This is a genomic window from Mesorhizobium sp. WSM4904 (assembly GCF_029674545.1).
Classification (GTDB): domain Bacteria; phylum Pseudomonadota; class Alphaproteobacteria; order Rhizobiales; family Rhizobiaceae; genus Mesorhizobium.
The window spans coordinates 5,433,717-5,457,415 of the sequence record NZ_CP121354.1; the positions used below are offsets into that span (position 1 = coordinate 5,433,717).

Here is a 23,699-nt window from a genome sequence, read left to right on the forward strand (position 1 = left end):
ACAAGGGGAGAAGGGGACGCCGCGCCACCTCCACATTGACCTTCCCCCCACTTCCGCTACCCTCTGTCGTCGAAGCGGTCGCCAAGAGCCGCGCCCTGGAGGACGTTGGGAGAGAGCGGCATGATCCTGACATTGGCGCTGCTTGCCGGCCTTGTCTTCGCCTGGCTTTTGATCGGCGTGATCGAGACGTTCCGGCTCGACCTGCGCTTCACCCAGGCGCTGCTCTACGTGCCGTTCAAGCTTGCTTACCGCATTGCCGACGATCGCATCCGCATCGCCCGCAATGCGCGGACGCCGGTCATCTATGTCGTCTCGCACCAGTCGCGGATCGAGCCGGCGCTGATGCTATCGCTGCTTCCGGACGACACGCTGCACATTCTGGACGACGCCTCGGCGCGCTCGCCATGGCTGGAGCCGTGGCGCGAGCTTGGCCGCACCATCGCCTTCAACGCCGAGCATGTCTTCGTCAGCCGCCGGCTGGTGCGCGTGCTCAAAGGCAAGGGCCGGCTTGCCGTCTATCTGCCAGACACGGTCGAGCCCGACACCAAGTCGTTCCGGCTGTTCCGCGCCATCACCCGCATCGCCATGCAGGCGGACGCCCGCATCGTGCCGATCTTCGTCGCCGGTTCGCGCGATCTGCCTGTGTCGCTGACGCCGAAGGACAAGGCGCCGCGCCACTGGTTCCCGCGCCTGTCGCTCAGCGCGCTGGAACCGATGACCATCGCCGAGCTGGTGGCCCGCAATCCCGACATGGCCTCCAACACCAACGCGCTGTTCGACCGTTTCGCCGAAGCGCGGCTCTACGGCACCAATCTCGACCGCGGCTTGTTCCTCGGCATGCGCGATGCGGCGGATCGCGTCGGCGCCTCGCATCCGATCATCGAGGACGTCATCTCGGGCGCGCTCAGCTATCGCAAGATGTTCATCGGCGCGCGTGTGCTAGGCCGCCGCTTCGAGGCGGTGACGGCGCCCGGCGAGGCGGTCGGCCTGCTCTTGCCCAACGCCAATGGCGTTGTGCTGTCCTTCGTCGGATTGGTGTCGGCAGCCAGAGTCGCCGCGATGATCAACTACACCGCCGGCCCGGCGAGCGTGACGGCGGCGATCCGCACCGCGGTGATCCGTACCGTGGTCTCGTCCCGCGCGTTCATCGAAAAGGCCGGCATCGACGACATCATCGCCGCCGTAGAGGCAGGCGGCGCGAAGATGCTCTGGCTTGAGGACGTGCGCGAAAGCGTGACGACATTGGACAAGGTCGCGGCGGCGCTGTTCTGGCGCGTTCCGCTGCAGCGGCAGCAGGCGTCGAAACCGGCCGTGATCCTGTTCACCTCGGGCTCGGAAGGCACGCCGAAGGCGGTGGTGCTGTCGCACCGCAATCTTTACGCCAACGCCATGCAGGCCGAGGCGCGCGTCACGATCTCGCCGTCCGACATCCTGCTCAACGTGCTGCCGGTGTTCCACTCCTTCGGGCTGACCGGCGGCACGATCCTGCCGCTGGTGACCGGGGTGAAACTGTTCCTCTATCCCTCGCCGCTGCACTACAAGATCATTCCGGAGATCGCGCGCAAGGTGAAGCCGACCGTCATGTTCGGCACCGACACTTTCCTTGCCAACTATGCCCGCACCGCCAAGGACGGCGACTTCTCCAGCCTGCGCTTCGTGGTGGCCGGCGCAGAGGCGGTGAAGCCGGAGACGCGCCGCACCTACCGCGACCGCTTCCAGGCTTCGATCATCGAGGGCTTCGGGCTGACCGAGGCGGCGCCTGTGGTGGCGGTGAACACCGCTATACACAATCGCGACGGCACGGTCGGGCGGCTGCTGCCGGCGATCCGCATGAAGCTCGAGCCGGTCGAGGGCATCAGCGACGCCGGCCGGCTGTGGCTCGACGGGCCGAACATGATGATGGGTTACATGACCGCCGACCGCCCCGGCGAATTACAACCACTCGAAGGCTGGCACGACAGCGGCGACATCGTCTCGGTCGACCGCGACGGCTTCATCACCATTCGCGGGCGGGCAAAGCGCTTCGCCAAGATCGCCGGCGAGATGGTGTCGCTCGGCGCCGTCGAGATGCTGGTGCAGTCGCTGTGGCCTGAGGAGCGCCACGCGGCGGTGGCGGTGCCCGACAAGCGGCGCGGCGAACGCATCGTGCTGGTCACCACGGCCGACCACGCCAGCGCGGAGGAGCTGCGTCAGTTCGGCAAGAAGGCGGGCGCGGCGGAGCTGATGGTGCCGAACGACATCATCAAGGTGGAAGAAATCCCGGTGCTGGGTTCCGGCAAGACGGATTATGTTTCGGCGCGCAAGCTGGCGATCGACCGGCTGGGGTTGGGTGTGGCGGCGTAGGTTGGTTCGTCATCCTAGGGTCTGCGCTCCGCTTCGCGTCGCTCCGCCCTAGGATTGACGAGGATGCTACCCGATGTCCGAAGGCGGAACCTTCTCCCCTTCGCGCATGGCCCGCTTCGAATAGGCGCGGACCGAGAACGGCAGGAACAGGAGATAGCCGGCGACCGACGCTGTCAGCGTGTACCAGGGATAGGCCATCAGCAGCAGGATGTAGAGCACGACGCCGAGGATCACCGGCAGCACCCTGTCGCCCGGCACCTTGACGCTCTTGCCCGAATAGACCGGCAGCCGGCTGACCAAGAGGAAAGCGACGAGCACGGTGAAGCCGGTGGCGACAAAGGCCGCGGGCCGGCTGGGCTCCAGGCCGAGCCGCAGGAAATAGAGATAGAGAGGCAACATGACGAGAACCGCGCCGGCCGGCGCCGGGACGCCGACGAAATATTCAGTCTGCCACGCCGGCTGGTCGGTGTCGTCGGCAAGCACGTTGAAGCGGGCGAGCCGCATGCCGCAGGCGATGGTGAAGAGGAGCGCCGCGATCCAGCCCGGCGAGCCGGCGCGATCGAGCAGGAAGGCATAGAGCACCAGCGCCGGCGCCACGCCGAAATTGACGATATCGGCCAGCGAATCCATCTGCGCGCCGAATTTCGAGGTCGCCTTCAACATGCGGGCGAGACGCCCGTCGATGCCGTCGAGGAAGGCGGCGAGCAGCACCATGACCACGGCCGGCTCGAAGCGGTCCTCGAAGGCGAAGCGGATGCCGGACAAGCCTGCGCAGATGGCAAGCACGGTCACCAGATTGGGCAGCACCATGCGCATCGGAATCTCGCGGATGCGCGGGCCGCCGCTGGCGTGGGCTTCGAATTTCTTGAAGGGCGCGCCCACCGTTCAGGAAACCCTGACCAACGGCGTCACGGCGATGCCGCCGAATTCGGCAAGCACGGTCTCGCCACCCACCGCCGTCTGGCCGACGGCGACGCGCGGCACGGCGTTCACCGGCAGGAAGACGTCGACGCGCGAGCCGAAGCGGATCAGCCCGAAACGCTCGCCAGTGCCGATAGAGCCGCCCTGCTCGGCCCAGCAGACGATGCGGCGCGCCACCAGTCCGGCGATCTGCACGGCGGCGATCGTGCCGTTGGGGCTGTCGATGACCAGACCGTTGCGTTCGTTTTCCGAGCTTGCCTTGTCGAGCTCGGCATTGAGGAATTTGCCGGGACGATGCTCGATGCGCGTGATCCTGCCGCGGACCGGCGCGCGGTTGATGTGGCAGGAAAAGACATTCATGAACACCGAGATGCGGGTCATCTCGCTGGAACCCAGGCCAAGCTCGCTCGGCGGCACGGCCGGGCCGACCGCCGAGATCACGCCGTCGGCCGGGCTCACCACCAGCCGGTCGTCGACCGGCGTGACGCGCTCGGGATCACGGTAGAAATAGATGCACCAACCGGTGAGGATCAGCCCGACCCAGAACAGGATCGAGGAGAAATAGCCGAGGAACAACGTGGCCGCGCCGAAGGCGGCGATGAAGGGATAGCCCTCGCGATGGATCGGAACGAACGTATTCTTGATCGTATCGAGAAGCGTCATAAGGCTGGGGCGGTCCCTGTTTCAGGTCCGGCCTCAATAGCCGAAAGCCCCCCTCCCCGCAACGCAACAATGGGGAGATGGGATGGTCGGCTTGAGGCAGATACTGCGAAACGTGAGCAGGAACCTACGCTGCGGCGGCGGAGCGATGAAAGTGCTCGTTGAGTTCAAGCATAGCAGCCTCGGCGAGCCTTTCATCATCCTTGCCACGCAAGAGCACACCGCCATTCGGCGAAGACAGGAAAAGGAAGGCCCGGCCAGACGCCAGCACCACCCAATTCACGACTGGCCCTTCCGCCGTTTGCACCACCGAGTTCGCTGAAACAATGGCATCCGCAGGGTCGAACCCGGCTTTGCGCAACAGCAAGTCGACGGCGACTGGAGCATGGTACTGCTCGGCCAATTCAATGACCGTGTTGACCTCCGTCGCTTCGGCACGTCCAAGCTGGACACCGACTCGCGGCGCGTTGGCCGCGAATGGGTTCTCACCCGGGCGTATGGTGGGAGGGTCTTCAGGGGCGATATGTTCATGAACGGCGACGCGTGTCTTTGTTGCGGCGCATAGCCGAAGCTCTTTGGCACTGGTGCGCAGTTGGAAGACCATCTGCTTTTCGCCTTCGACATCCAGCATCCTTGCCATACCAAACGCCAGTTTGATTTCCGATGGAGATATCTTTGCGCAGGCGAGACCGGCGCCGACCTCGCGCTCGCTCAACATCTGGCGCACCAGTTTGCCGACAGACTCGTGAAGAAGCCTGCCTTCCCGCTGGGGGTTGGACAGCACTAGTCGATCGATTGCGTCGTCGTAGTCGTCATCATCGACAATTTGCAGATCGGGCCAAGAAGTGATCCAGCGCGCGAGCAAACTGTCCAGCGGCGCGGCTTCGTCTGCTTCGTAGAACGCATCATCGAGCGTATCAAGGAAATCGTCGCGACCACCTTCGAAGCCTGTTTGCGTCGCCGCTTTGTCGGGATGTTTGGCAACCCAAGCTGACATTTTTTCCAAAGTCGCCAACTGCCCCTTTGCCCCGCAAGCGTTGAGTCCAGCTCTGGCGTTGGCAATCATGGTGTCGATTTCCCTGGCGGCATTGTGAATGAACTGACTATGGCCGCCGTTCTTTACTTCAGAGGAATACCAATCCGTGTGAAAGACCTGCATCGCCTTAGGGTTGATCTCCGGATAACGATAGAGCCCTTTGGAAATCATCGTCACGGCGAATTGCATGACTGCTAAGACTAGGTCAAAAGGCCTCTCACTGGCCTTCTCGACCTTCGAACGAGACACTGTAATCAGAGGTACGGGCAGGTCGACTCCTTTGTTTTGGGAAACGGGCGGTGTCTTCTCGGACGCCCCCTTGGACTTGCGCGAGAAAAAGCCAAACATCGAATGTTTCCGTAGTTCAAAGACCGGTTTTTATTCTGCCCAGACAATATCAGTTGTCGTTGAGGATAAAACCCCCAGCTCATCTGCCGGGATAGAGTGGGCGACGCCCGCGCCAGACAGGCGCTGGGCGTCGTAGCGCTAAATGAGCCTTACACCTCCGGCACGCGCTGATAGTTGGCGATGTCGGCCTTGACACCGAGGCGGGCGATCGTTTCCTGCGGGCTGAAGGCGATGCGCTCGTGGGCGGCCTTGACGATCGGCACCACCTTGTCGACCGCGGCCTGGCTTTCCCATTCGACCATGGTGACGATGTTGAATTCGCCCGGGCCGGAAAACTGCTCGAGCAGGAAGTCCTGCACGAAGCCCTCCTGCTGGCGCAGCAATTCATGCGTCATGAAGACCTTGCTCAGGATTTCGTCGCGCGCCGACGCCGGGACGACGAACTTGTCGACCCGAAAGACGCTGCCATCGCGTTGATTCTTATTGCTCATTTCGATCTGTCTCCGTTCTTGGAAGGCTTGCTTCGCAGGGGCTCGGAGACGGTTTGCAAGCTCAAGCTAGGTTGAGGTCAAGGGGAATTTGTCCTTCCCTTCTCCCCTTGTGGGAGAAGGTGGATCGGCGCGAAGCGCCGAGACGGATGAGGGGTGTTCCAGGGAACGCCAGCGTCTCACTCCGCTGGAACACCCCTCATCCGGCCGCTTCGCGGCCACCTTCTCACACAGGGGGAGAAGGAGAAGCCTCAGCTCACCTCCGACGTCCTCCGCCGCACAATAACCCCCAGCTCGTCGCTTTCGCGGGCGATGCGCAGGCGCTCCTCGGCTTCGGTGGCCTCGCGCTGGCGGTCCCACATCGAGGCGTAGAGGCCGTGCCTGGCGAGCAGCGCCGCATGGGTGCCGCGCTCGGCGATCTGGCCATCCTTGAGCACGATGATCTCGTCGGCCGAGATCACCGTCGACAGGCGGTGGGCGATGACGATGGTGGTGCGGCCCTTGCTGACGAGGTCGAGCGCCGCCTGGATCTCCTGCTCGGTCTGGGTGTCGAGCGCCGAGGTCGCCTCGTCGAGCATCAGGATCGGCGGGGCTTTCAGGATGGTGCGGGCGATCGCGACGCGCTGCTTCTCGCCGCCCGACAGCTTCAGGCCGCGCTCGCCGACCATCGAGCGATAACCTTCGGGCAGCTTGGCGATGAACGGCCCGATCTGGGCGAGCTCGGCGGCCTTGCGCACCTCCTCCTCGCTGGCGCCGACCCGGCCGTAGCGGATATTGTAGGCGATGGTGTCGTTGAAGAGCACCGTGTCCTGCGGCACCATGCCGAGCACGGCGCGCAGGCTTTCCTGCGTGACATCGCGGATGTCCTGGCCGTCGATCAGCACCTGGCCGCCCTGGACGTCGTAGAAACGGAAGAGCAGTCTGGAGATGGTCGACTTGCCGGCGCCCGAAGGACCGACGATCGCCACCGTCTTGCCCGCCGGCACCTCGAAGGAGACGCCTTTCAGGATCTTGCGGTTCGGATCGTAGGAGAAGTGCACATCGCGGAATTCGACCTTGCCGGGGCCGACCTTAAGCGGCCTGGCGTCCGGCTTGTCGACGATCTCCTGCGGCACGTCGAGCAGGTCGAACATGTGTTCGATATCGGTCAAGCCTTGCCGGATCTCGCGGTAGATGAAACCGATGAAGTTGAGCGGGACCGAAAGCTGCATCAGCATGGCGTTGATGAAGACGAAATCGCCGACCGACTGCGTGCCCGCCTGCACCTCCAGCGCCGACATGCACATGACGATGACGGTGCCGAGACCGAAGATGAAGCCCTGGCCGAAGTTCAGCCAGCCGAGCGACGTCCAGGTCTTCGTGGCCGCAATCTCGTAGCGCGCCATCGAGCGGTCGAAGCGCTCGGCCTCCATGCGCTCGTTGGTGAAATATTTGACCGTCTCGAAATTCAGAAGCGAGTCGATCGCCTTGGTGTTGGCGTCGGTGTCGCTGTCGTTCATGTCGCGGCGGATCGAGATGCGCCAATCGCTGGCCTTGACCGTGAACCAGACATAGATCCAAACGGTGACCGCCACCACGGCCACATATTTCCAGCCATAGGTGTAGGCGAAGATGCCGGCCGTCAGCGCAAATTCGAGGATGGTCGGCGCCGTGTTCAGCATGACGAAGCGCACGATCGTCTCGATGCCCTTGGTGCCGCGCTCGATGATGCGCGACAGACCGCCGGTGCGGCGCTCGAGATGGAAGCGCAGCGACAGCTGATGCATGTGGACGAAGGTGCGGAAGGCGAGCTGGCGCACCGCATATTGGCCGACGCGGGCAAACAGCGCGTCGCGCAGCTGGTTGAAGCCAAGCTGCACCAGCCTGAGCACATTGTAGGCGACGACCAGCATCACCGGCGCCAGCATGAAGGCAGGCAGAGGCGGCGGCGTCTTCGAGCCGTGGGCGAGCGCATCGGTCGCCCATTTGAAGAAATAGGGACCGGCGACCAGCGTGAGCTTGGCGACGACCAGCAGCAGCGTCGCCCAGGTGACGCGGGCTCTCAGATCGGCGCGGTCGGCCGGCCACATATAGGGCCACAGGTTGCGCAGTGTGGTGAGGGTGCCGGATTCGGCGGAGACGGTCTTGTCGGCCACTAGTCTTGCCTTTTGGGTGAGAGGGTCAGCGGCTGAAGCAGCAGGAGTTGACGAGTTGATCGAGCAAGCCGGAAACGCCGGCGAGCGCGGCGTGGTCGACCGCATAGCGCGAGCGCTGGCGGTCGGGCTCGAAGCGGACCAGCCCCGCCTCGACCAGGATCTTCAGATGTTGCGAAACGGTCGACTGTGCGAGGTCGAGATGGTCGACCACCTCGCGGCAGGAGCAGCAGCGGCTGGCCGATAGATGCCTCAGGATCTCGATGCGCGCGGGATGCGAGAGTGCGGCAAACCGCGCGGCGATGGCGCGGCTGTCGAGCGCGCGGTTTTCAGACAGGGATTCGATCATCGTTCATCGGCGATAGACGATGAGCGATGGGAGGGCAAGCTAGGCGGACGGGTAGCACCGGTAATCTCCCCCCTTGAGGGGAGATGTCGCCGAAGGCGACAGAGGGGTCGTCTCACATAGATCGCCGAGATCGCCTGTCGCAGAGGATGCCGGCGCTCCATGCGCGAGGACCCCCTCTGGCCTGCCGGCCATCTCCCCCTCGAGAGGGGAGATTGGCGCCCTACTCCGTCTTCGGCATGGTCATCTGGTCGCCCATGGCCTTCATGTCGGCAGGCTCGCCTTCCTTCGACTTGCCGGGGACCTTGAAGACCTGGCCGGGCCAGATGCGATCGGGATCGCGGATCTGGTCCTGATTGGCGAGGTAGATGGTCGAGAAGCGCGTGCCGTGGCCATAGACCCGCCGCGAGATGCGCCAGAGCGTATCGTTGCGGCGGATGATGACGGAGCCGTCGGCATGCTCGAGTTTGGGCGCGACCGTCTCGGCCGCACCGGCCGAAGGTGTCGCTTCCGCGACCTTGGCCGGCGCCTCGGCGGCAGGCTTGGCCCCGGCGGGCTTGGCCTCATTGGGCGCGACGGCGGCGATCGACTCGCCTGGCTCGCGCTCGAACGGCACGGCGGCGCGGGCGACGACCTTCACGCCGTCATCGGCAAGGCCGTCGACATGGATGGTGTAGTTGCCGACGGGTATGTCGCGCTTCGCCTCGATCAGGAAATGGCCATCGGGCGAGGTCTTGGCCTCGCCGAGCAGCATGTCGTCGGCATAGGCTCGGACCTTGCGGCCGGGATCGGCCGTGCCGGCAACGTAGATCTTGCTGCCGTCGATCTCGACTGCCTCGACGGCAATCTTGGGTTCGCCCGCGGCGGCCGCGGGCGCCGGCGTTGCCGGGGCGGAAGCCTGGCCGGTGGCGGCCGGGGCCTGAGTGGCTGGCGCCGCGGTGGACGCCGCCGGCGCTGTTGCGCCACCAGCCGGCGCCTGAGCGGCAGCCTGGCCGGCGGCCGGCGCGGCCGGTTTGGCCTCCGGCTGCGGAACGGTGATCAGTTCGGACGGCTTGCCCGGCTCCTCGACCATCGCCAGCACCTGGCCGGTCGGGCTCTGCGGCACCGAGACGACGGCGGTCTGCGCCGAGGCGACGGTGACGCCGCCGGCGGTGGCGCGCAGCGTGATCGTGTAGTCGCCCGGCTTCAGCGGATCGTCGAGCACGATGGCGAAGGCGCCGTCGGGGCCGGCATCGGTCGAGCCGAGCACCGTCCCGCCGTTCAGGATCTCGACCTTGGCGTTGGGCGCGGCATTGCCGGCCACCACGATCGAGCCGTCGCCTTCGACACGCACGACGTCGAAAGTCGGCAATATCGGACCGGCGGCGGGCGCCTGGGCGGCCGGCGCGGATGCCGCCGGGGCCGTCGCGTCGTTGGCCGGGGCCATTGCATTGTTGGCGGGCGCCATCTTGTTGGCCGGGGCCATCGTGTTGGCCGGCGCCTGCGGCAGGCGCGCCTCGGTGGACGTGCTGTTGGATTCAGCCGGCCTGGTGTCCGCTTGCGGAAGTGCCGCGACCTGTGCCGGCTTCTCTTTGCTGATGTAGGGGTCGAGCGCGCCCGACCCGTAGGCGACCGCCGCGACGACGGCAACGCCGCCCGCCGCGAACAAAAACGCCTTGGAAGGATTGATAGCCATAATCTTTTACTGCCCCCTTAGCCACCTAACGCCGGTCTAGCGTGTTTTCGGCAAGCTCACAAGAAAAAGCCCGTCCTTGGGCTTGACCGCGCCAACCGTCCCCATCACCAATCATTGCCATGAACACGATTCGATCCGTCTGCGTCTATTGCGGTTCGTCTCCGGGCCGCGACGAGGCCTATGTCAAGGCTGGCCATCTGCTCGGCCGCTCGCTGGCGAAATCCGGTCTGCGCCTGATCTATGGCGGCGGCACCAAGGGGATCATGGGCGCTGTCGCCGAAGGCGCGCTCAAGGCCGGCGGCAAGGTGACCGGCATCATCCCGCGCTTCCTGATCAACCGCGAGGCGACCGAGACCGCCCTCGACAAGCTCGACGAGCTTCTGATCACCGACAACATGCACGAGCGCAAGCACAGGATGTTCGAGAAATCCGATGCCTTCGTGGCGCTGCCGGGCGGCATCGGCACGGTCGAGGAGATCGTCGAGATCATGACCTGGGCGCAGCTCGGGCATCACCGCAAGCCAATCGTGTTCGCCAACATCAAGGGTTTCTGGGACCCAATGCTCTCGCTCATCGAGCACATGTCGGGCGAAGGCTTCATCCATACCGCACATAGGGTCAAGCCGCTGGTGGTCAACGACCCCGAGGCCATCGTCGCCGCCATCATGGTGGCGGGTTCGTCGGTGGATGCGCCGACGGAAGGCGTGCAGGCGGTGATAGACAAGATGTAGGTCTAGGGGAGTAAGGCAATAGGGGAGTAAGGGAGTATGTGGGTGACCGCCGGCTGATGAGGTACCCCTACTCCCCTACTCCCCTACTCCCCTACTCCCCTACTCCCCTACTCCCCTACTCCCCTACTCCCCTACTCCCCTACTCCCCTACTGCCTTCCTCAAATCCCCAATCACCGCCCTCCGATCATTGCGGCGCCAGGCGAGATGGATTTCAACGCTGCGCTTGAACCAGGGCATATCGCGAAAGACGATGCCGGCCGGCACCGCGTCGCGCAGGCTTTCCTGCACGGTGGCCAGGCCGAGGCCGGCACTGACAAGGCCGAGCGAAGTCAACGGATCGGCCGTCTCATAGGCGATGTCGGGCACGAAGCCGGCCTCGACGCAGGCCGCGAGAAACTGCGCGCGGTTGGTGTCGTCGGGCTGGCGCACGACGGTGATCCAGACACGGCCGTCGAGATGGCTGGGCTGGATGTCGGCGACACCTGCAAGCGGATCGCCCTCGGGGATCGCGAGCACCAGCGGTTCGCGCCGCACCAGCATGCTGTCCAGGTCCGGATCGCTCTTCGGGGCCGGCGCATAGACGAAGCCGAGGTCGAGCGCCCGGCTTCGCAGATCTTCGAATTGCGCGGCCGTGCGGCGGCTGCGCAATTGCAGATGGAAATCCGGCCGCTCGCGGCGGAATTCCCTGAGCATGACGGCGATCAGCCCGGCATGCACCGCGCCCTCGACATAACCGATGGCAAGGCTGCCGGCGGCGCCGCTGGCAAGGTTGCGGCCGAGCTCCTCCAGCCTCGCGGCATTGGCGAGCAGCGTGCGGGCCTCCGCCAGGAAAGCCCTGCCTTCGGCGTTGAGATGGACGCGCTGCTTCGCCCGCTCGAAGAGCGTGACGCCGATCTGTTCTTCGAGCTGCATGATCTGCCGGCTCAAGGGCGATTGAGAGATGTGCAGCTGCTGGGCCGCGCGGCCGACATTGCCGGCCTCGGCGACGGCGACGAAATATCTTACCTGGCGCAGGTCGAGCATTTTTTTGCCCCTTTGGCTTCAAGTCCTAACAGGTCTGAACTTTAGCCTAATCAGTCTTGGACAGTCTGACCAGCCGGCGCGATATCTCCTCGCATCAACCGGCCACAAGGAGACCGCCATGCAGTTCTTTGCCCTTCTCGCCCGCAACACCCAGAAGTTCAGCGACGCCGATTTCGCGCCGCTGCTTCCCAATGAGTCCGAGCAACGCAAGACCCTTTATGCGCAGGGCGCCGTGCGCCAGATCTGGAACCGCGGCGATATTCCCGGCAGCGGCATGATGTTCGAGGCGGCCGACGACAAGGAGGTGCGCGGCCATCTCGCCACTCTGCCGCTGGTCGAGGCCGGCATGATGGAGATCGCGGCAATCGTGCCGCTCAACCCCTACCCCGGCTTCGGGCCGAAGCGCTGAGACCGGCATGGAGATCGGTGCTGCCGCTCGTCCGGCAGCACCTATGAGCCACCGAAGAGGCACCGAAAAAAGCCGCCTCGCCCCGCGCCGCCATAACGTTCAGGCAGAGGACGCGTGAGCAGGAACTGTTCGTGGCCCTCGACGGTCTCGGTGCCGCAATAGCTGCATTGCAGCGACCGCGCCAACGGAACGATCTCCCTCAACACCGCTCCGAAGCTCTCACCATCGATCGGCACGTTCTTCGCCATGCGCAGCTCACGCGAAAACGTCTCCAGCCCAAGGAACCGATAGCCGCGCTTTTCGAGCTCGGCGCGCAACTTTGCGAGGGACGGTTCCGCGCCCCAGAACTCGAAGCGCGTCGGCCGGACGCGGGCGTCGGCGGCGACTTCAAGGCCGAGGTCACCGATCGCCTCGGCAGGAAGAATGAGCGGCGCAACCGCTGCCAGTGAATGCTGTTCGATGGCGAGCGGGAAGGCCGAGGCCTCGGCCGCCGCGCGGGCTATCCGCTCGAAGCCAGCGACATCCTCCGTTGTGAAATAGAAATCCCGGCGCCCCTCGCCATGCCGCTCTGCCAGGTAGCAGGCAGGGCAGCCGGTGGTTGCCAGATCCCCGCAAAGCCTTTCGAGGAAGGCGTAGTTCCGAACCGACCCTTTGGGGGTCAGCAGGGCGTCGCGCGGCGTCAATTCGTTTGCGCGCGGAGTGATCTTCAGGAGCAGGACCGGCAGCGAGGCGGCCGCCCGCAGGAGCGCCATGTTCAGCCGCGCATGAACGAACAGCTCACCGCCGTCGGGGCGATAGCGCACCAGGCCGCGATGCGGCTCCGCCTCGCGAATGACCTCCTCGGTTTCGTCGTTTGAGATTTGTTCGCCGGTGACATGGAACTGAAGCAACGTCATCGCCCAATCCTCGTCCGCATCAGTAGGTCAGGCCATCTTGCCAGTTCAAGGAGCCGCCGCCCAGATCTCACGGCCAGGCGTTCCGCATTGCGTTGACCGAGAGCCAGGCAATCGACGGCAACGCCAGCCGCAGCCCTGCTAAACGCGCCTCGCCATGCTCGTTCTGCTGGAATCGCCGCCAGGTCTGGAAGGCTGCCCCGAGGACAAGCAGCGCATTGCGGAGACCTAGCGGCGGCCAGGCAGCAACCGCAGGACGAAGCCCACGACGAGGCCGAGGACGAAACCGAGCGGGCCGGTGATGAAGATGCCGAGCAGCGGTCCCTGGTTTGCTTCCGGCGTTAAGATGACCGGTCCGACGAAACCGCCGAGGAAGCCGACGATGCCGAGTATAGCGCCCCACTTGAGCATTGATCCCCCATTGGCTGCCGAGCCACTGCAGCAGATTCCCGAATGCGAACCAAGCCCGAGACATTCTCGAACTGGCTCACCGGCCGCACGCCGGTGCGGCGCTGGGGCGACGTGGAAGAACTCGCAGGTGCAGCGGTCTTCCTGGCGTCCGACGCGGCGAGCTTCGTGACGGGACAGACGCTCTTGGTAGATGGCCGGATTACGAGTGTGTTGTGATGGCCCCTCGAACCGGCAGGCTTTTCCCGTATCTGGCCAGCGCCCCATCCACCGACAGCCTGCCGGAACCGGCGAGCGCCAGGATGAACATGCCGCCTGCGATCGCCAAATCCTTTTCGAAATGCAGGAGCTCGTTCTGGCTGGCGAAGTTGGTGTGGAAGAGGCTTGCCGTCACCAGGCAGAACAGGCCGAGCGCTACCGCGCCGAGCCGCGCCAGGATGCCAAGCGCGACCGACAGGCCGGCGCCGAGCTGCAGAGCGATGGTGGCAAGAAGCAGCGGCGTGCCGACGCCGAGGGCTGCCATCGCCTTCTGAGCGCCCTCGAAATGGGTCGCGAGTTCAAGCCCTTCATGCACGAAGATCAGGGACAGGAGCAGGCGGCCGGCAAGCAGGACCGCGTCCTTTGCACGAAGCTTTTCGGCAAGTTCGGTCGGTGTCATGGTCGGCTCCAATAGGATTGTTCGTCAGGAGAAATTTCGAGACGTTGCCCGAGACCGTACCTTTACGGGAACAAGGCGACCGCATTGACGATTCCCCCAAGCGCAGCGCCGCCCCTCACCTGCCTGCCGGCATCCTCTCCCCGTATAGTGACGGGGAGAGGGGCGCTCTCATCGACGGTTTCGCCAATCGCCAACGTGGCAAGAAGGCGCCAAGGGCGCGCGACTGGCTCCCTTCTCCCCGTCACTATACGGGGAGAAGGTGCCGGCAGGCGGATGAGGGGCGGCGCAGGCGTTCGCCGATAGCTGCCTCACCACTTGTCCCACTTGGAGGAGCGAGGATGGTAGTGTGCTGAGAGTTCTGCAAATTCGCTGAGAGAGGGCGGTCATGGCAGGCTGGTGATTGTTCACGTCACCTGATTCCCGCGAAGGAACGCCACCATGACCAAGATCGAAGATAAATCCGCCATAGCTGCCGTCAAAGACATTCTGCTTTCGAACCCGGATGGGCTGCACGAAGTGATCCGCGCAGTGATGCAGGAGGTCCTCGAGGCCGAGATGGACGAGGCGCTGGGCGCTTCGAAGAGCGAACGGACACCGGAGCGGCTCGGCTATCGCTCTGGGTATTACGGCCGCACGCTTGTCACCCGTGTCGGCAAGCTGGAGCTGCGGGTTCCGCAGGACCGGCAGGGGCGCTTCTCCACCGAGCTGTTCGAGCGCTACCAGCGCTCCGAGCGGGCCTTGGTGGCGACGCTTGCCGAGATGTACGTGCAAGGCGTGTCGACCCGCAAGGTCAAGGCGATCACCGAGGAGCTGTGCGGGCATGCCTTCTCGGCCTCGTCGATCTCGGCCATCAACAAACGGCTGGACGAAAGCCTGAAGGCCTTTGCCGAGCGCCCGCTTCAAGAGCCCTTTGCTTACCTCGTGCTCGATGCCCGCTACGAGAAGGTGCGCGAGGCCGGCATCGTCATGAGCCAGGCGGTGCTGATCGCGGTCGGCATCGACTGGGACGGGCGGCGCCAGATCCTGGCCGTGGAGATGGCCAATCGCGAGAGCCGCTCGGCCTGGAAGGACTTCCTCGTGGCGCTCAAGGCGCGCGGTCTTAGGGGCGTCGAACTGGTCGTGTCCGACGACCATGCCGGTCTGGTCGCGGCGATCGGCGAGGTGATTCCGGAAGCGGCCTGGCAACGCTGCTACGTGCACTTCCTCAGGAACGCGCTCGATCACCTGCCGCGCAAGCACGGCGACGACTGCCTGCAGGAGCTCAGATGGCTCTACGACCGGCGCGATCTCGCCGAGGCCAAGGCCGATCTCGCCGCGTGGCTGGCCAAATGGTCGGGCCGCTATCCGCGGCTGACGACGTGGGTGGAGGAGAGCATCGAGCGCACGCTGACCTTCTTTCGCCTGCCGCGCCAGCACCACAAGCACCTGAAGTCGACCAACATGCTGGAACGCCTCAACGAAGAGATCAGGCGCCGCACCTATGTCGTGCGCATCTTTCCCAACGCCGAAAGCTGCCTGCGCCTGGTCAGGGCGCTGGCCGTCGAAACCAACGAAAACTGGATGGAGGCCAACCGCTACATCAACATGGACGACCTGCGCGAGCACAAGAAGCTCGCTCTGCGCCAAGCCGCATGACCAGCCTCATGGCCGCCCCTTTTTGCAGAACTTGACGCACACAACCGCGAGGATCAGGGCATACAGCCTACTTCGTCACCTTGGTGTCGATGGCCTGCTCAAGATCGGAAAGCTCCTCGCAGCCGGCCGGGCAGAGCTTTTGCAGCGAGGCGAGCTGCTCCTTGGCCTTGGCCATGTCGCCGGTCTCGACATAGAGCTCGCCGAGATATTCATGCGCCGCCTTATGGTCCGGCTTAAGCTCCAGCGCCTTGGCGTAGTAGGTCAGCGAGGTCTGGTAGTCGCCGGTCTTGCGCAGCGTGAAGCCGAGCAAGTTGTAGACGTCGGCCTGCTGGTTGTCCTGGGCAAGGTCGCGCAGCTCGGCCAGCGCGCCCTTATAGTCCTTGGCGTCGATCTTGGCCTTCACTGCCGTCAGGTCCGGCGCGTCGGCACCTTCGATGTCGTCCACGGCATAGGCCGGCACGGCGATGGCGATCGGGGCCGCGGTCAGCACCGCAATGGCGCCGAGCACCGCGAAAAGTGCATGTTTCATGGGAGTTGGCTCTTTCTGTTAAGGATCCGATTCAGATCTGGGTTGGGGTGAAGGCGTAGGCATTGCCGTCCTTGACGAAGCTGCCGGTGCCGGGGAACGGGAAGTGCGAGCCGCAGATGCGGACATTGTCGGCGATCACCTGGTCGATGACCTTGTGGCGCGTGGCGATAGCCATCGGCCCGTCCTGGTCGTAGGCGCCCTGCCATTCGGGATGCGGCGCCAGCAGCGCCGGCACGTACATGGTGTCGGCCGAGACGAGAAACTGCTCGGAGCCGGCATCGACATGATAGACGGCATGGCCGGGCGTGTGGCCCGGCGCCGCCATGATGCGGATGCCGGGCACCACTTCGGTGCCGTCCTCGACCAGCTTCCAGTTCTTCCACTTCGGGAAGTTTTCGGCGATGCGCTTGCCCGCCGGCTTGCGGCCTTCGGGCAGCTTGGCGAGCCGGCTGGGGTCGGTCCACCAATCGTATTCGGCGGCGTTGACGATCAGCTCGGCATTCGGGAATACCGGCGCGTTGGTGCCCTTCTCCATCAGGCCCCAGACATGGTCCGGGTGGAAATGCGAGATCATGATGGTGTCGATCGCCTTGTAGTCGATGCCGGCGGCCTTCATGTTGGCCGGCAGATGCGTGGCGTTGGCCTGCCACTGGCCGACGCCGGAACCGGCATCCATCATGATGGTGCGGCCGTTCATCTTGAGCACGACGACGGTGAGCGGAATCGGCATGAAATCGGTGGTGAGCCCGGCCTTGGCGAGAGCGGCCTTGGTGTCGTCGACCGAAACGTCCTTGATGAAGGCCGGGTCATGGGGCTTGCGCCAGATGCCGTCATAGACGGCGGTGACCTCGAGCGAGCCCACCTTGTATTTGTAGAAGCCGACCAGCGGCTCGACCGGGGTTTCGGCGTGAGCGGCCGGCGCGAATTCCAGTCTGCCGGCAATGCCGAAGGCGGCCGCGGCGGCGGCGGATCCGAGCACCATACGGCGTGTCATGTTGAACATCAGAAGTCTCCTCTAGTGACTGCGTGTAGCGGTGGTTCCCCGGGCGTGGGCATTCCTCCGAGCTGACGGCGCGAGGCCCGAGAAAGGTTCGCCTCGCTACACGGCAAGACCCGGAAGGCCCGGGCTTTATTCCCGGGGCGCGGGAGAATTTTTTGAAAAGCACGCAATCGGAAACGAGACCGCCGGAGCGCCGGCCGTCATCGAACTGTCACACGCGAGCGGGGTTGCGCATGCTAGAAACGCTGCCTGGCCGCCCCCGCGACCCGACCGCATCAAGAACCGGCGAAGCCGCCATGAACATCGCTGTCCCCAACGAAGGCACCGACCTCTCGCCCTATCTGCCCGACGAGCACGGGCTGTTCTTCATCTATCATTTCACCGCCGAGGGCTTGCGCACCAAGGACCCCGCCGAGGCGCTCTGGACGTGGCGCAGCTACCAGATCACCGACATGCGCGCCCGCCACGAGATCGCCGCCGAGCAGGCCCTGCCGGCTGCTGTGCGCGAGGCCTTCCTGTCGCCCAGCCACGGCTGTCACATCGATTTCGAGGACGACTTCCTCTACGGCGATCTGCCCGACCTCAGGCACGACTTCGCCGAGGCGCGCGGGCTCACGCATTTCCGCTTCGCCTTCAACGAGACGATGCTGATCGGCGCCCGCAAGCAGCCGCTGGAGTCGGTCGACAAGATCCGCAAGCTGGTCGAGAGCGGCACGCGCAGATTCCGCTCGCCGGCCGAGCTGATCGAGGCGGTGATGGGCCAGTCGCTCGACGGCATGTCGGGCGAGCTCGACAAGATGGGCGACACGCTGGACGGCATCGAGGACCGCATCGTCTGCGACGCCTGGCACAGCGAACGGCAAGCCCTGGTCGACGCGCGCCGACACCTGGTGATCATCCATCGGCAGATGGCGACGCTCACCAACCTCTTCCGCCATCTCGACCATTCGCACCGCGACGACCTGCCGGACCCGATCAACGACATGGCAACACGCCTGTCGCACCGGGCGCACACGCTGCATCACGACGGCGAGCAATTGCAGGCGCGAACCAGGCTCCTGCAGGACGAGCTGATGGCGAAGCTGACCGAGCAGTCGAACCAGCTGCTCTACATCCTTTCCGTGATGACGGCGGTGCTCTTGCCGATGACCATCGTCTCCGGCCTGTTCGGCATGAATGTCGGCGGGCTGCCGCTGGTCGACACGCCGATGGGTTTTTGGGTGGTGACGGCGATGTCGGTCGTGATCGCCGGCATCGTCTATATGATCGTGCGGCGACTGGGGCGGGTTTGAGGGCGAATGCCCTACCTCGTCGCGGGAGCCGGCTGTCGGACCTCGCGGCCCCTGAACATCGACCAGCTATACATGGCCAGCGCCGTCCAGATCAGGGCGAAGGCTATGGCCTGGATGGTGCCGAACGGTTCGTCGAAGATCAGCACGGCGATCAGGAACACCATGGTCGGCGCGATGTATTGCATGATGCCGATGGTGGAGAGGCGCAGCAGCCTGGCGCCGAAGGCAAAGAGCAGAAGCGGCACCGCCGTGATCGGGCCGCAGCCGATCAGCAGCGCGGTGTCTTTTGCGCTGCTGGAGACGAAATGGTCCTGCCCGGTGGCGATCAGATAGGCGATGTAGCAGAGCGCCGGCACCGAGAGCAGCAGCACTTCGAGCAGAAAGCCTTGGCTCGGGCCGATCGGCAGCGTCTTCCTGAAGAAGCCGTAAGCGGCGAAGGAGAAGGCGAGCGCCAGCGACACCCAGGGCAGCTTGCCGGCCTCCACGGTGAGCACCGCCACCGCGATCGCGGCCAGCGCCACCGCCGCGATCTGCAGGCGGTCGAGCCGCTCGCCGAGCAGCACGGCGCCGACGACGACGCTGACCAGCGGGTTGATGTAATAGCCGAGCGCGGTCTCGACGGTGCGGTCGACCGCGATCGCCCAGACATAGATGCCCCAGTTGATCGAGATCAGCACCGCCGTCAGCGCCGCCATGGCGATGCTCTTCGGCGTGCGGATCGCGGCCTTGAAATCGGCCGTGCGGCCGGCCCAGACCAGCACGCAGGCGGCGATCGGCACCGACCAGACGACGCGGTTGGCGATCACCTCGGCGAGCGGCAGATGCGCTACCGCCTTCATGTAGAAGGGTAAGAGTCCCCACAGGAAATAGGCGTCGAGCGCCAGTAGGAAGCCGCGGCGGGCCTTGGCATCTTGATCGAGCTGAGCTGTTTCGGTGACCATGGCCCAACGCTATGGCCCAGCGGATCGCCCAAGACCATCACAAAGTTATGATGGATCAATGGACTTTTTGTGATGGTTCAAGGGTTCGCGCGCTCCTCGCCCCACATAGTGGGCTACGGCATGCACACATTTCCAAGCGGCTGGCCTTTGGCGATAGCGTGCATGGCTTGGCGCATGACTGTCCAACGCAGCGCTGGTCGACCCCCACTCCGTCTCGGCTTCGCCGAGCCACCTCTCCCCCGATCGACGGGGTAGAGGAAAGGCGCCAAGCCTTTTGCCGCCAGCGCTCGTCCAGCAACGCTCCCTTCCTTTCCCTCCGGAGGGGGGAAAGGTGGCGCTGCGAAGCAGCGACGGATTGGGGGAACCACGTGGCAATCAAGCCTCCAGCCCGATCAGTCACGCCGGTCACAGAAGATGTGTGCATAGCGTAGCCACCTTCGCGGAGGCGAAGAAAGGAGCTCTACTCCGCCGCCACCAGCCCGGCCATCTCGCGGTTCTTCATCAGCTTGTAGACGATCGAATCCATCAGCGCCTGGAAGGAGGCGTCGATGATGTTTTCCGACACGCCGACCGTCCACCAGCGGGCTCCGGTGGAATCGTGCGATTCGACCAGAACGCGGGTGATGGCCTCGGTGCCGCCGTTGAGGATACGCACCTTGAAGTCGGCGAGCTCGAGATCGACGATCTCGCTCTGATATTTGCCGAGATCCTTGCGCAGCGCGATGTCGAGCGCGTTGACCGGGCCGTGGCCTTCGGCCACCGACATCTTCTCCTCGCCGTCGACCATCACCTTCACGATCGCCTCGGACACTGTCTTCAGATTGCCGTTGGCGTCGAAGCGGCGCTCGACCATGCAGCGGAAGGAGGTGACGTTGAAGAACTCCGGCAGGCCGTGCAGCATCTTGCGGGCGAGCAATTCGAAGGAGGCGTCGGCGCCTTCATAGGCATAGCCCTCGGCCTCGCGCTCCTTGACCACCGCGATCAGCGCGTCGAGCCGGTGATCATCCTTCGGCACGTCGATGCCGCGCCGCTTCAGCTCGGCCAGGAAATTGGCCTTGCCGCCCTGGTCGGAAACCATGACGCGGCGGCGGTTGCCGACGGCTTCCGGCGGTACATGCTCATAGGTCGCCGGCTCCTTGGCGAGCGCAGAGGCATGGATGCCGGCCTTGGTGGCAAACGCCGACGCTCCGACATAGGGCGCCTGCGCTTCCGGCGCGCGGTTCAGCAACTCGTCGAAGGCCCTGGAGAGCCGCGAGATGCCGGTCAGCGCCGCGGCTGAGATGCCGGTCTCGAAGCGGTCGGCGAAGGCCGGCTTCAGCGAAAGCGTCGGCACGATGGAGATGAGATTCGCGTTGCCGCAGCGCTCGCCGATGCCGTTCAGCGTGCCCTGGATCTGGCGCACGCCGGCCTCGACGGCGGCAAGGGAATTCGCCACAGCCTGGCCGGTGTCGTCATGGGCATGGATGCCGAGGTGGTCGCCCGGGATGCCGCCGGCGATCACCTTCTCGACGATTGCCCGCACTTCCGAAGGCTGCGTGCCGCCATTGGTGTCGCACAGCACCACCCAGCGCGCGCCGGCTTCATAGGCGATCTTGGCGCAGGCCAGCGCGTAATCGGGGTTGGCCTTGAAGCCGTCGAAGAAATGCTCGCAGTCGACCATCGCTTCCTTGGCCGAAGCGACCGCCGTCTCGACCGAGACTTTTATCGACTCCAGGTTCTCCTCGTTGGTGCAGCCGAGCGCGACGCGCACGTGGTAGTCCCAGCTCTTGGCGACGAAGCAGATGGCGTCCGACTTCGATTGCAACAGCGCAGCCAGCCCTGGATCGTTTGAGGCCGAGACCCCTGCCCGCTTGGTCATGCCGAAGGCAACGAATTTCGCACTTTCCGTCCGCTTCTGCTGGAAGAATGCGGTGTCGGTCGGGTTGGCGCCGGGATAGCCGCCCTCGACATAGTCGATGCCGAACTCGTCGAGCAGCTTGGCGATCGCGATCTTGTCCTCGACGGAAAAGTCGATGCCCGGCGTCTGCTGGCCGTCGCGGAGGGTTGTGTCGAAGAGATAGAGGCGTTGCTTTGTCATGGAAGTAACTCAAACGGCAGCGATCCTTCGCGCCTCCCTCTGTCCTGCCGGACATCTCCCCCACTTGGGGGGAGATTGGCAGCTTTGGCCTTGCCGCTCGTCCTGCGGCGCCGGCGATTGGCGAAAGCCGAAGCGCGGTCTGATCTCCCCCCTTGTGGGGGAGATGTCCGGCAGGACAGAGGGGGGCGCCGTGGAGCATGAACCTGCATGGTTATTTCCCCGCAAACCCATCCGTCGCCCGGATCAGCCGATCCAGGATCCCCGGCTCGGAATAGGCGTGCCCTGCCCCTTCGATGAGGTGAAAATCCGCCTTCGGCCAGGCCTTGTGCAGCGCCCAGGCGTATTTCGCCGGGCACGGCATGTCGTAGCGGCCGTGGACGATGGTGCCGGGGATATCCTTGAGCTTCCAGGCGTCGCGGAGCAGCTGCCCTTCCTCCAGCCAGCCGGCATGGACGAAATAATGGTTCTCGATGCGGGCGAAGGCGATGGCGTAGTCGTCCTGGCCGAACGGCGTGCTGGTCTCAGGCTCCGGCAGCAGCGTGATCGTCTCGCCTTCCCAGATGCTCCAGGCAAGGGCCGCCTCGACCTGGGCCTTGCGATCAGAGCCGACCAGCCGCTTGCGGTAGGCCGCCATCATGTCGCCGCGCTCGGCCTCGGGGATCGGCGCGAGAAAGCGTTCCCATTTGTCGGGAAACATCTCGGAGACGCCGAACTGATAATACCATTCGAGCTCGGCGCGGGTCAGCGTATAGATGCCGCGCACGACCAGCTCGCTGACGCGCTCGGGATGCGTCTCTGAGTAGGCGAGCGCCAGCGTCGAGCCCCAGGAGCCGCCGAACACCAGCCATTTGTCGAAGCCCGCCATCTCGCGCAGGCGCTCGATGTCGGCGACGAGATGCCAGGTGGTGTTGGCTTCGAGCGAAGCGTTGGGCGTCGATTTCCCGCAGCCGCGCTGGTCGAACAGGATGACGTCGTAGAGTTTCGGGTCGAACAGCCGCCGGTGTTTCGGCGAGATGGTGCCGCCCGGACCGCCATGCAGGAACACGGCAGGCTTGGCGCCCCTTGTGCCGCAGCGCTCCCAATAGATGGTGTGGCCGTCGCCGACATCGAGCATGCCCGACTCGAACGGCTCGATTTCGGGGTAGAGCGTGCGCAAGGAACTGCTGTGGATCGTCATAGTTTCAAGCCCTGCTGCGGCCAGTTGGCCGTCTCGTGGTCGGGATGCTGGAAGGAGATGATCTGCTCCTGCCGTCGATAGAAATCTGGATCGTCGAGGATCGGCGCCTCGAAGATCTTTTCCACCCAAGGCAAGCGAACCGCGTAGTTGACCTGGATCTGCGGCGCCAGATCCGAGCGGTCGTCGAAGGCGCCGATGGCGATCTCCAGTCCACCCGGCTGGCGGTAAGTCAGCGGCGTGCCGCAGCGGGCGCAGAAGCCGCGGTCGATGTTGACCGAGGACTGGAAGTAGCTCGGCTCCTCATGGGTCCATTCGACGCCGTCCCTCGGCACCGTCACCAGCGCGCCGAAGAAATTGCCGAACTGCTTTTGGCACATGCGGCAGTGGCAGATGGACGGGCGCCCGAGCTTGCCCTTGATGCGGAAGCGCACCGCGCCGCACTGGCAACCGCCTGTTCGAACTTCATCGGTCATGGTTTTTCCTCCGGCGGCCATTGGTCGGTGTCGTGGTCTGGATGCTGATAAGAGACGAGCTCGGCCAGATAAGGCGCTGACGAGACATCGCCCATCGTCTCCTCGGACGGCAGTTTCGAGATGCCGTCGACATAGGGAAGCTTCGCCTCGACGCCCCACTGGATGGTGGGCGCGATGCCCGCGGGATCGTCGAAGGCGGCGATCGCCAGTGCTATGCCATCCGGCGCCTCGAAGGTCAGCGGCGTGCCGCATTCGGCGCAGAAGCCGCGCCACGCGGCGCTGGACGAGCGGAAGCGCTTCGGCTCGCCGCGCGTCCAGTCGAGCCTGGCGCCGCGCACCGAGACCAGCGGCAGGTAGAAATTGCCGCTCGCCTTCTGGCACATGCGGCAGTGGCAGACGGATGCGTCGCCGAGCGCGCCCTCAACGCGGAAGCGCACGGCGCCGCACTGGCAGCCGCCCGCATAGACCGGCCGGTTGTCGAGGCTCATCGCTCGCTCCGATTC

At 64.8% G+C, this 23,699-nt stretch carries 24 protein-coding genes; 6 read left to right on the top strand and 18 right to left on the bottom strand.

Annotation, left to right across the window (positions count from 1 at the left end; genetic code table 11):
• Positions 1-120: 120 nt before the first annotated feature.
• Complete coding sequence (locus QAZ47_RS26410; protein WP_278231308.1) at positions 121-2,343, top strand: AMP-binding protein; 2,223 nt, start codon at positions 121-123, stop codon at positions 2,341-2,343.
• A 66-nt stretch (positions 2,344-2,409) separates the two neighbouring features.
• On the opposite strand, the gene QAZ47_RS26415 is transcribed toward QAZ47_RS26410, so the two are convergent.
• The 7 genes from QAZ47_RS26415 to QAZ47_RS26445 form a co-directional block, all read right to left on the bottom strand.
• A complete protein-coding gene (locus tag QAZ47_RS26415; protein ID WP_278207950.1) occupies positions 2,410-3,153 on the bottom strand; it encodes a phosphatidylcholine/phosphatidylserine synthase in 744 nt (247 codons plus the stop codon).
• A gap of 75 nt (positions 3,154-3,228) precedes the next feature.
• A complete protein-coding gene (locus QAZ47_RS26420) occupies positions 3,229-3,927 on the bottom strand; it encodes a phosphatidylserine decarboxylase (protein ID WP_278231309.1) in 699 nt (232 codons plus the stop codon).
• Between the two features lie 124 nt (positions 3,928-4,051).
• A complete protein-coding gene (locus QAZ47_RS26425) occupies positions 4,052-5,308 on the bottom strand; it encodes a DUF4375 domain-containing protein (protein ID WP_278231310.1) in 1,257 nt (418 codons plus the stop codon).
• A gap of 149 nt (positions 5,309-5,457) precedes the next feature.
• The gene (locus QAZ47_RS26430) at positions 5,458-5,799 is read right to left on the bottom strand and encodes an antibiotic biosynthesis monooxygenase (protein ID WP_278076417.1); all 342 of its coding nucleotides are present in this window, start codon (positions 5,797-5,799) and stop codon (positions 5,458-5,460) included.
• Between the two features lie 248 nt (positions 5,800-6,047).
• Positions 6,048-7,931 (bottom strand): ABC transporter ATP-binding protein/permease, encoded by a 1,884-nt coding sequence (locus QAZ47_RS26435; RefSeq protein WP_278231311.1) that lies wholly within the window; start codon positions 7,929-7,931, stop codon positions 6,048-6,050.
• Positions 7,932-7,956: 25 nt separating this feature from the next.
• Positions 7,957-8,277, bottom strand: a complete 321-nt coding sequence (locus tag QAZ47_RS26440) for a metalloregulator ArsR/SmtB family transcription factor (protein WP_278203693.1) — start codon at positions 8,275-8,277, stop codon at positions 7,957-7,959.
• A gap of 220 nt (positions 8,278-8,497) precedes the next feature.
• The gene (locus QAZ47_RS26445; RefSeq protein ID WP_278231312.1) at positions 8,498-9,949 is read right to left on the bottom strand and encodes a LysM peptidoglycan-binding domain-containing protein; all 1,452 of its coding nucleotides are present in this window, start codon (positions 9,947-9,949) and stop codon (positions 8,498-8,500) included.
• Positions 9,950-10,068: 119 nt separating this feature from the next.
• Between QAZ47_RS26445 and QAZ47_RS26450 the strand changes: the two genes are divergently transcribed.
• Positions 10,069-10,680: a TIGR00730 family Rossman fold protein gene (locus QAZ47_RS26450; RefSeq protein WP_278203695.1), complete on the top strand. Its 612-nt coding sequence runs from the start codon at positions 10,069-10,071 to the stop codon at positions 10,678-10,680.
• Between the two features lie 139 nt (positions 10,681-10,819).
• Here the strand turns inward: QAZ47_RS26450 and QAZ47_RS26455 are convergent, their stop codons facing one another.
• Complete coding sequence (locus QAZ47_RS26455) at positions 10,820-11,704, bottom strand: LysR substrate-binding domain-containing protein (RefSeq protein WP_278231313.1); 885 nt, start codon at positions 11,702-11,704, stop codon at positions 10,820-10,822.
• Positions 11,705-11,822: 118 nt separating this feature from the next.
• Here QAZ47_RS26455 and QAZ47_RS26460 point away from each other — a divergent pair, with 118 nt between their 5' ends.
• Positions 11,823-12,113: a muconolactone Delta-isomerase family protein gene (locus tag QAZ47_RS26460; RefSeq protein WP_278231314.1), complete on the top strand. Its 291-nt coding sequence runs from the start codon at positions 11,823-11,825 to the stop codon at positions 12,111-12,113.
• 41 nt (positions 12,114-12,154) lie between these two features.
• Here QAZ47_RS26460 and QAZ47_RS26465 read toward each other — a convergent pair whose 3' ends face one another.
• Positions 12,155-13,009 carry a hypothetical protein gene (locus QAZ47_RS26465; RefSeq protein ID WP_278231315.1) on the bottom strand — a complete coding sequence of 285 codons (855 nt, stop codon included), beginning with the start codon at positions 13,007-13,009 and terminating at the stop codon, positions 12,155-12,157.
• 225 nt (positions 13,010-13,234) lie between these two features.
• Positions 13,235-13,417, bottom strand: a complete 183-nt coding sequence (locus tag QAZ47_RS26470) for a hypothetical protein (RefSeq protein ID WP_278203701.1) — start codon at positions 13,415-13,417, stop codon at positions 13,235-13,237.
• Between the two features lie 9 nt (positions 13,418-13,426).
• On the opposite strand from QAZ47_RS26470, the gene QAZ47_RS26475 reads away from it, so the two are divergent.
• Positions 13,427-13,633 carry an SDR family oxidoreductase gene (locus tag QAZ47_RS26475; protein ID WP_278233879.1) on the top strand — a complete coding sequence of 69 codons (207 nt, stop codon included), beginning with the start codon at positions 13,427-13,429 and terminating at the stop codon, positions 13,631-13,633.
• Here the strand turns inward: QAZ47_RS26475 and QAZ47_RS26480 are convergent.
• Positions 13,617-14,072 (bottom strand): DoxX family protein, encoded by a 456-nt coding sequence (locus QAZ47_RS26480; RefSeq protein WP_278231316.1) that lies wholly within the window; start codon positions 14,070-14,072, stop codon positions 13,617-13,619. The two genes, QAZ47_RS26475 and QAZ47_RS26480, sit on opposite strands and share 17 nt — an antisense overlap.
• Positions 14,073-14,510: 438 nt before the next feature.
• Here QAZ47_RS26480 and QAZ47_RS26485 point away from each other — a divergent pair, with 438 nt between their 5' ends.
• Positions 14,511-15,707, top strand: a complete 1,197-nt coding sequence (locus QAZ47_RS26485; RefSeq protein ID WP_278203704.1) for an IS256 family transposase — start codon at positions 14,511-14,513, stop codon at positions 15,705-15,707.
• 67 nt (positions 15,708-15,774) lie between these two features.
• Here QAZ47_RS26485 and QAZ47_RS26490 read toward each other — a convergent pair whose 3' ends face one another.
• Both QAZ47_RS26490 and QAZ47_RS26495 read right to left on the bottom strand, forming a co-directional pair.
• A complete protein-coding gene (locus tag QAZ47_RS26490) occupies positions 15,775-16,236 on the bottom strand; it encodes a tetratricopeptide repeat protein (protein ID WP_278231317.1) in 462 nt (153 codons plus the stop codon).
• Between the two features lie 31 nt (positions 16,237-16,267).
• Positions 16,268-17,239 (bottom strand): MBL fold metallo-hydrolase, encoded by a 972-nt coding sequence (locus QAZ47_RS26495; RefSeq protein ID WP_278231318.1) that lies wholly within the window; start codon positions 17,237-17,239, stop codon positions 16,268-16,270.
• A 293-nt stretch (positions 17,240-17,532) separates the two neighbouring features.
• On the opposite strand from QAZ47_RS26495, the gene QAZ47_RS26500 reads away from it, so the two are divergent.
• Complete coding sequence (locus QAZ47_RS26500) at positions 17,533-18,528, top strand: transporter (protein WP_278231319.1); 996 nt, start codon at positions 17,533-17,535, stop codon at positions 18,526-18,528.
• A gap of 11 nt (positions 18,529-18,539) precedes the next feature.
• Here the strand turns inward: QAZ47_RS26500 and rarD are convergent, their stop codons facing one another.
• From rarD to QAZ47_RS26525, 5 genes are all read right to left on the bottom strand, one after another.
• Positions 18,540-19,469 (bottom strand): EamA family transporter RarD, encoded by a 930-nt coding sequence (gene rarD / locus QAZ47_RS26505; RefSeq protein ID WP_278231320.1) that lies wholly within the window; start codon positions 19,467-19,469, stop codon positions 18,540-18,542.
• A gap of 460 nt (positions 19,470-19,929) precedes the next feature.
• Complete coding sequence (gene cimA, locus QAZ47_RS26510) at positions 19,930-21,546, bottom strand: citramalate synthase (protein WP_278231322.1); 1,617 nt, start codon at positions 21,544-21,546, stop codon at positions 19,930-19,932.
• 211 nt (positions 21,547-21,757) lie between these two features.
• Positions 21,758-22,723 (bottom strand): prolyl aminopeptidase, encoded by a 966-nt coding sequence (gene pip, locus QAZ47_RS26515; protein WP_278203713.1) that lies wholly within the window; start codon positions 22,721-22,723, stop codon positions 21,758-21,760.
• Positions 22,720-23,196, bottom strand: coding sequence for a GFA family protein (locus tag QAZ47_RS26520; protein WP_278077929.1), 477 nt, complete (start codon positions 23,194-23,196; stop codon positions 22,720-22,722). Before QAZ47_RS26520 ends, pip begins: the two co-directional genes overlap by 4 nt.
• On the bottom strand, positions 23,193-23,684 hold the full coding sequence (locus tag QAZ47_RS26525; RefSeq protein ID WP_278231323.1) for a GFA family protein: 492 nt from the start codon (positions 23,682-23,684) through the stop codon (positions 23,193-23,195). Before QAZ47_RS26525 ends, QAZ47_RS26520 begins: the two co-directional genes overlap by 4 nt.
• Positions 23,685-23,699 lie beyond the last annotated feature (15 nt).

Coding starts and splice junctions, on each gene's coding strand:
- QAZ47_RS26410 (WP_278231308.1), top strand. CDS start 121: ATGATCCTGACATTGGCGCTGCTTGCCGGCCTTGTCTTCGCCTGGCTT.
- QAZ47_RS26415 (WP_278207950.1), bottom strand. CDS start 3,153: ATGGTGCTGCCCAATCTGGTGACCGTGCTTGCCATCTGCGCAGGCTTG.
- QAZ47_RS26420 (WP_278231309.1), bottom strand. CDS start 3,927: ATGACGCTTCTCGATACGATCAAGAATACGTTCGTTCCGATCCATCGC.
- QAZ47_RS26425 (WP_278231310.1), bottom strand. CDS start 5,308: ATGTTTGGCTTTTTCTCGCGCAAGTCCAAGGGGGCGTCCGAGAAGACA.
- QAZ47_RS26430 (WP_278076417.1), bottom strand. CDS start 5,799: ATGAGCAATAAGAATCAACGCGATGGCAGCGTCTTTCGGGTCGACAAG.
- QAZ47_RS26440 (WP_278203693.1), bottom strand. CDS start 8,277: ATGATCGAATCCCTGTCTGAAAACCGCGCGCTCGACAGCCGCGCCATC.
- QAZ47_RS26445 (WP_278231312.1), bottom strand. CDS start 9,949: ATGGCTATCAATCCTTCCAAGGCGTTTTTGTTCGCGGCGGGCGGCGTT.
- QAZ47_RS26450 (WP_278203695.1), top strand. CDS start 10,069: ATGAACACGATTCGATCCGTCTGCGTCTATTGCGGTTCGTCTCCGGGC.
- QAZ47_RS26455 (WP_278231313.1), bottom strand. CDS start 11,704: ATGCTCGACCTGCGCCAGGTAAGATATTTCGTCGCCGTCGCCGAGGCC.
- QAZ47_RS26460 (WP_278231314.1), top strand. CDS start 11,823: ATGCAGTTCTTTGCCCTTCTCGCCCGCAACACCCAGAAGTTCAGCGAC.
- QAZ47_RS26465 (WP_278231315.1), bottom strand. CDS start 13,009: ATGACGTTGCTTCAGTTCCATGTCACCGGCGAACAAATCTCAAACGAC.
- QAZ47_RS26470 (WP_278203701.1), bottom strand. CDS start 13,417: ATGCTCAAGTGGGGCGCTATACTCGGCATCGTCGGCTTCCTCGGCGGT.
- QAZ47_RS26480 (WP_278231316.1), bottom strand. CDS start 14,072: ATGACACCGACCGAACTTGCCGAAAAGCTTCGTGCAAAGGACGCGGTC.
- QAZ47_RS26485 (WP_278203704.1), top strand. CDS start 14,511: ATGACCAAGATCGAAGATAAATCCGCCATAGCTGCCGTCAAAGACATT.
- QAZ47_RS26490 (WP_278231317.1), bottom strand. CDS start 16,236: ATGAAACATGCACTTTTCGCGGTGCTCGGCGCCATTGCGGTGCTGACC.
- QAZ47_RS26495 (WP_278231318.1), bottom strand. CDS start 17,239: ATGTTCAACATGACACGCCGTATGGTGCTCGGATCCGCCGCCGCCGCG.
- QAZ47_RS26500 (WP_278231319.1), top strand. CDS start 17,533: ATGAACATCGCTGTCCCCAACGAAGGCACCGACCTCTCGCCCTATCTG.
- rarD (WP_278231320.1), bottom strand. CDS start 19,469: ATGGTCACCGAAACAGCTCAGCTCGATCAAGATGCCAAGGCCCGCCGC.
- cimA (WP_278231322.1), bottom strand. CDS start 21,546: ATGACAAAGCAACGCCTCTATCTCTTCGACACAACCCTCCGCGACGGC.
- pip (WP_278203713.1), bottom strand. CDS start 22,723: ATGACGATCCACAGCAGTTCCTTGCGCACGCTCTACCCCGAAATCGAG.
- QAZ47_RS26520 (WP_278077929.1), bottom strand. CDS start 23,196: ATGACCGATGAAGTTCGAACAGGCGGTTGCCAGTGCGGCGCGGTGCGC.
- QAZ47_RS26525 (WP_278231323.1), bottom strand. CDS start 23,684: ATGAGCCTCGACAACCGGCCGGTCTATGCGGGCGGCTGCCAGTGCGGC.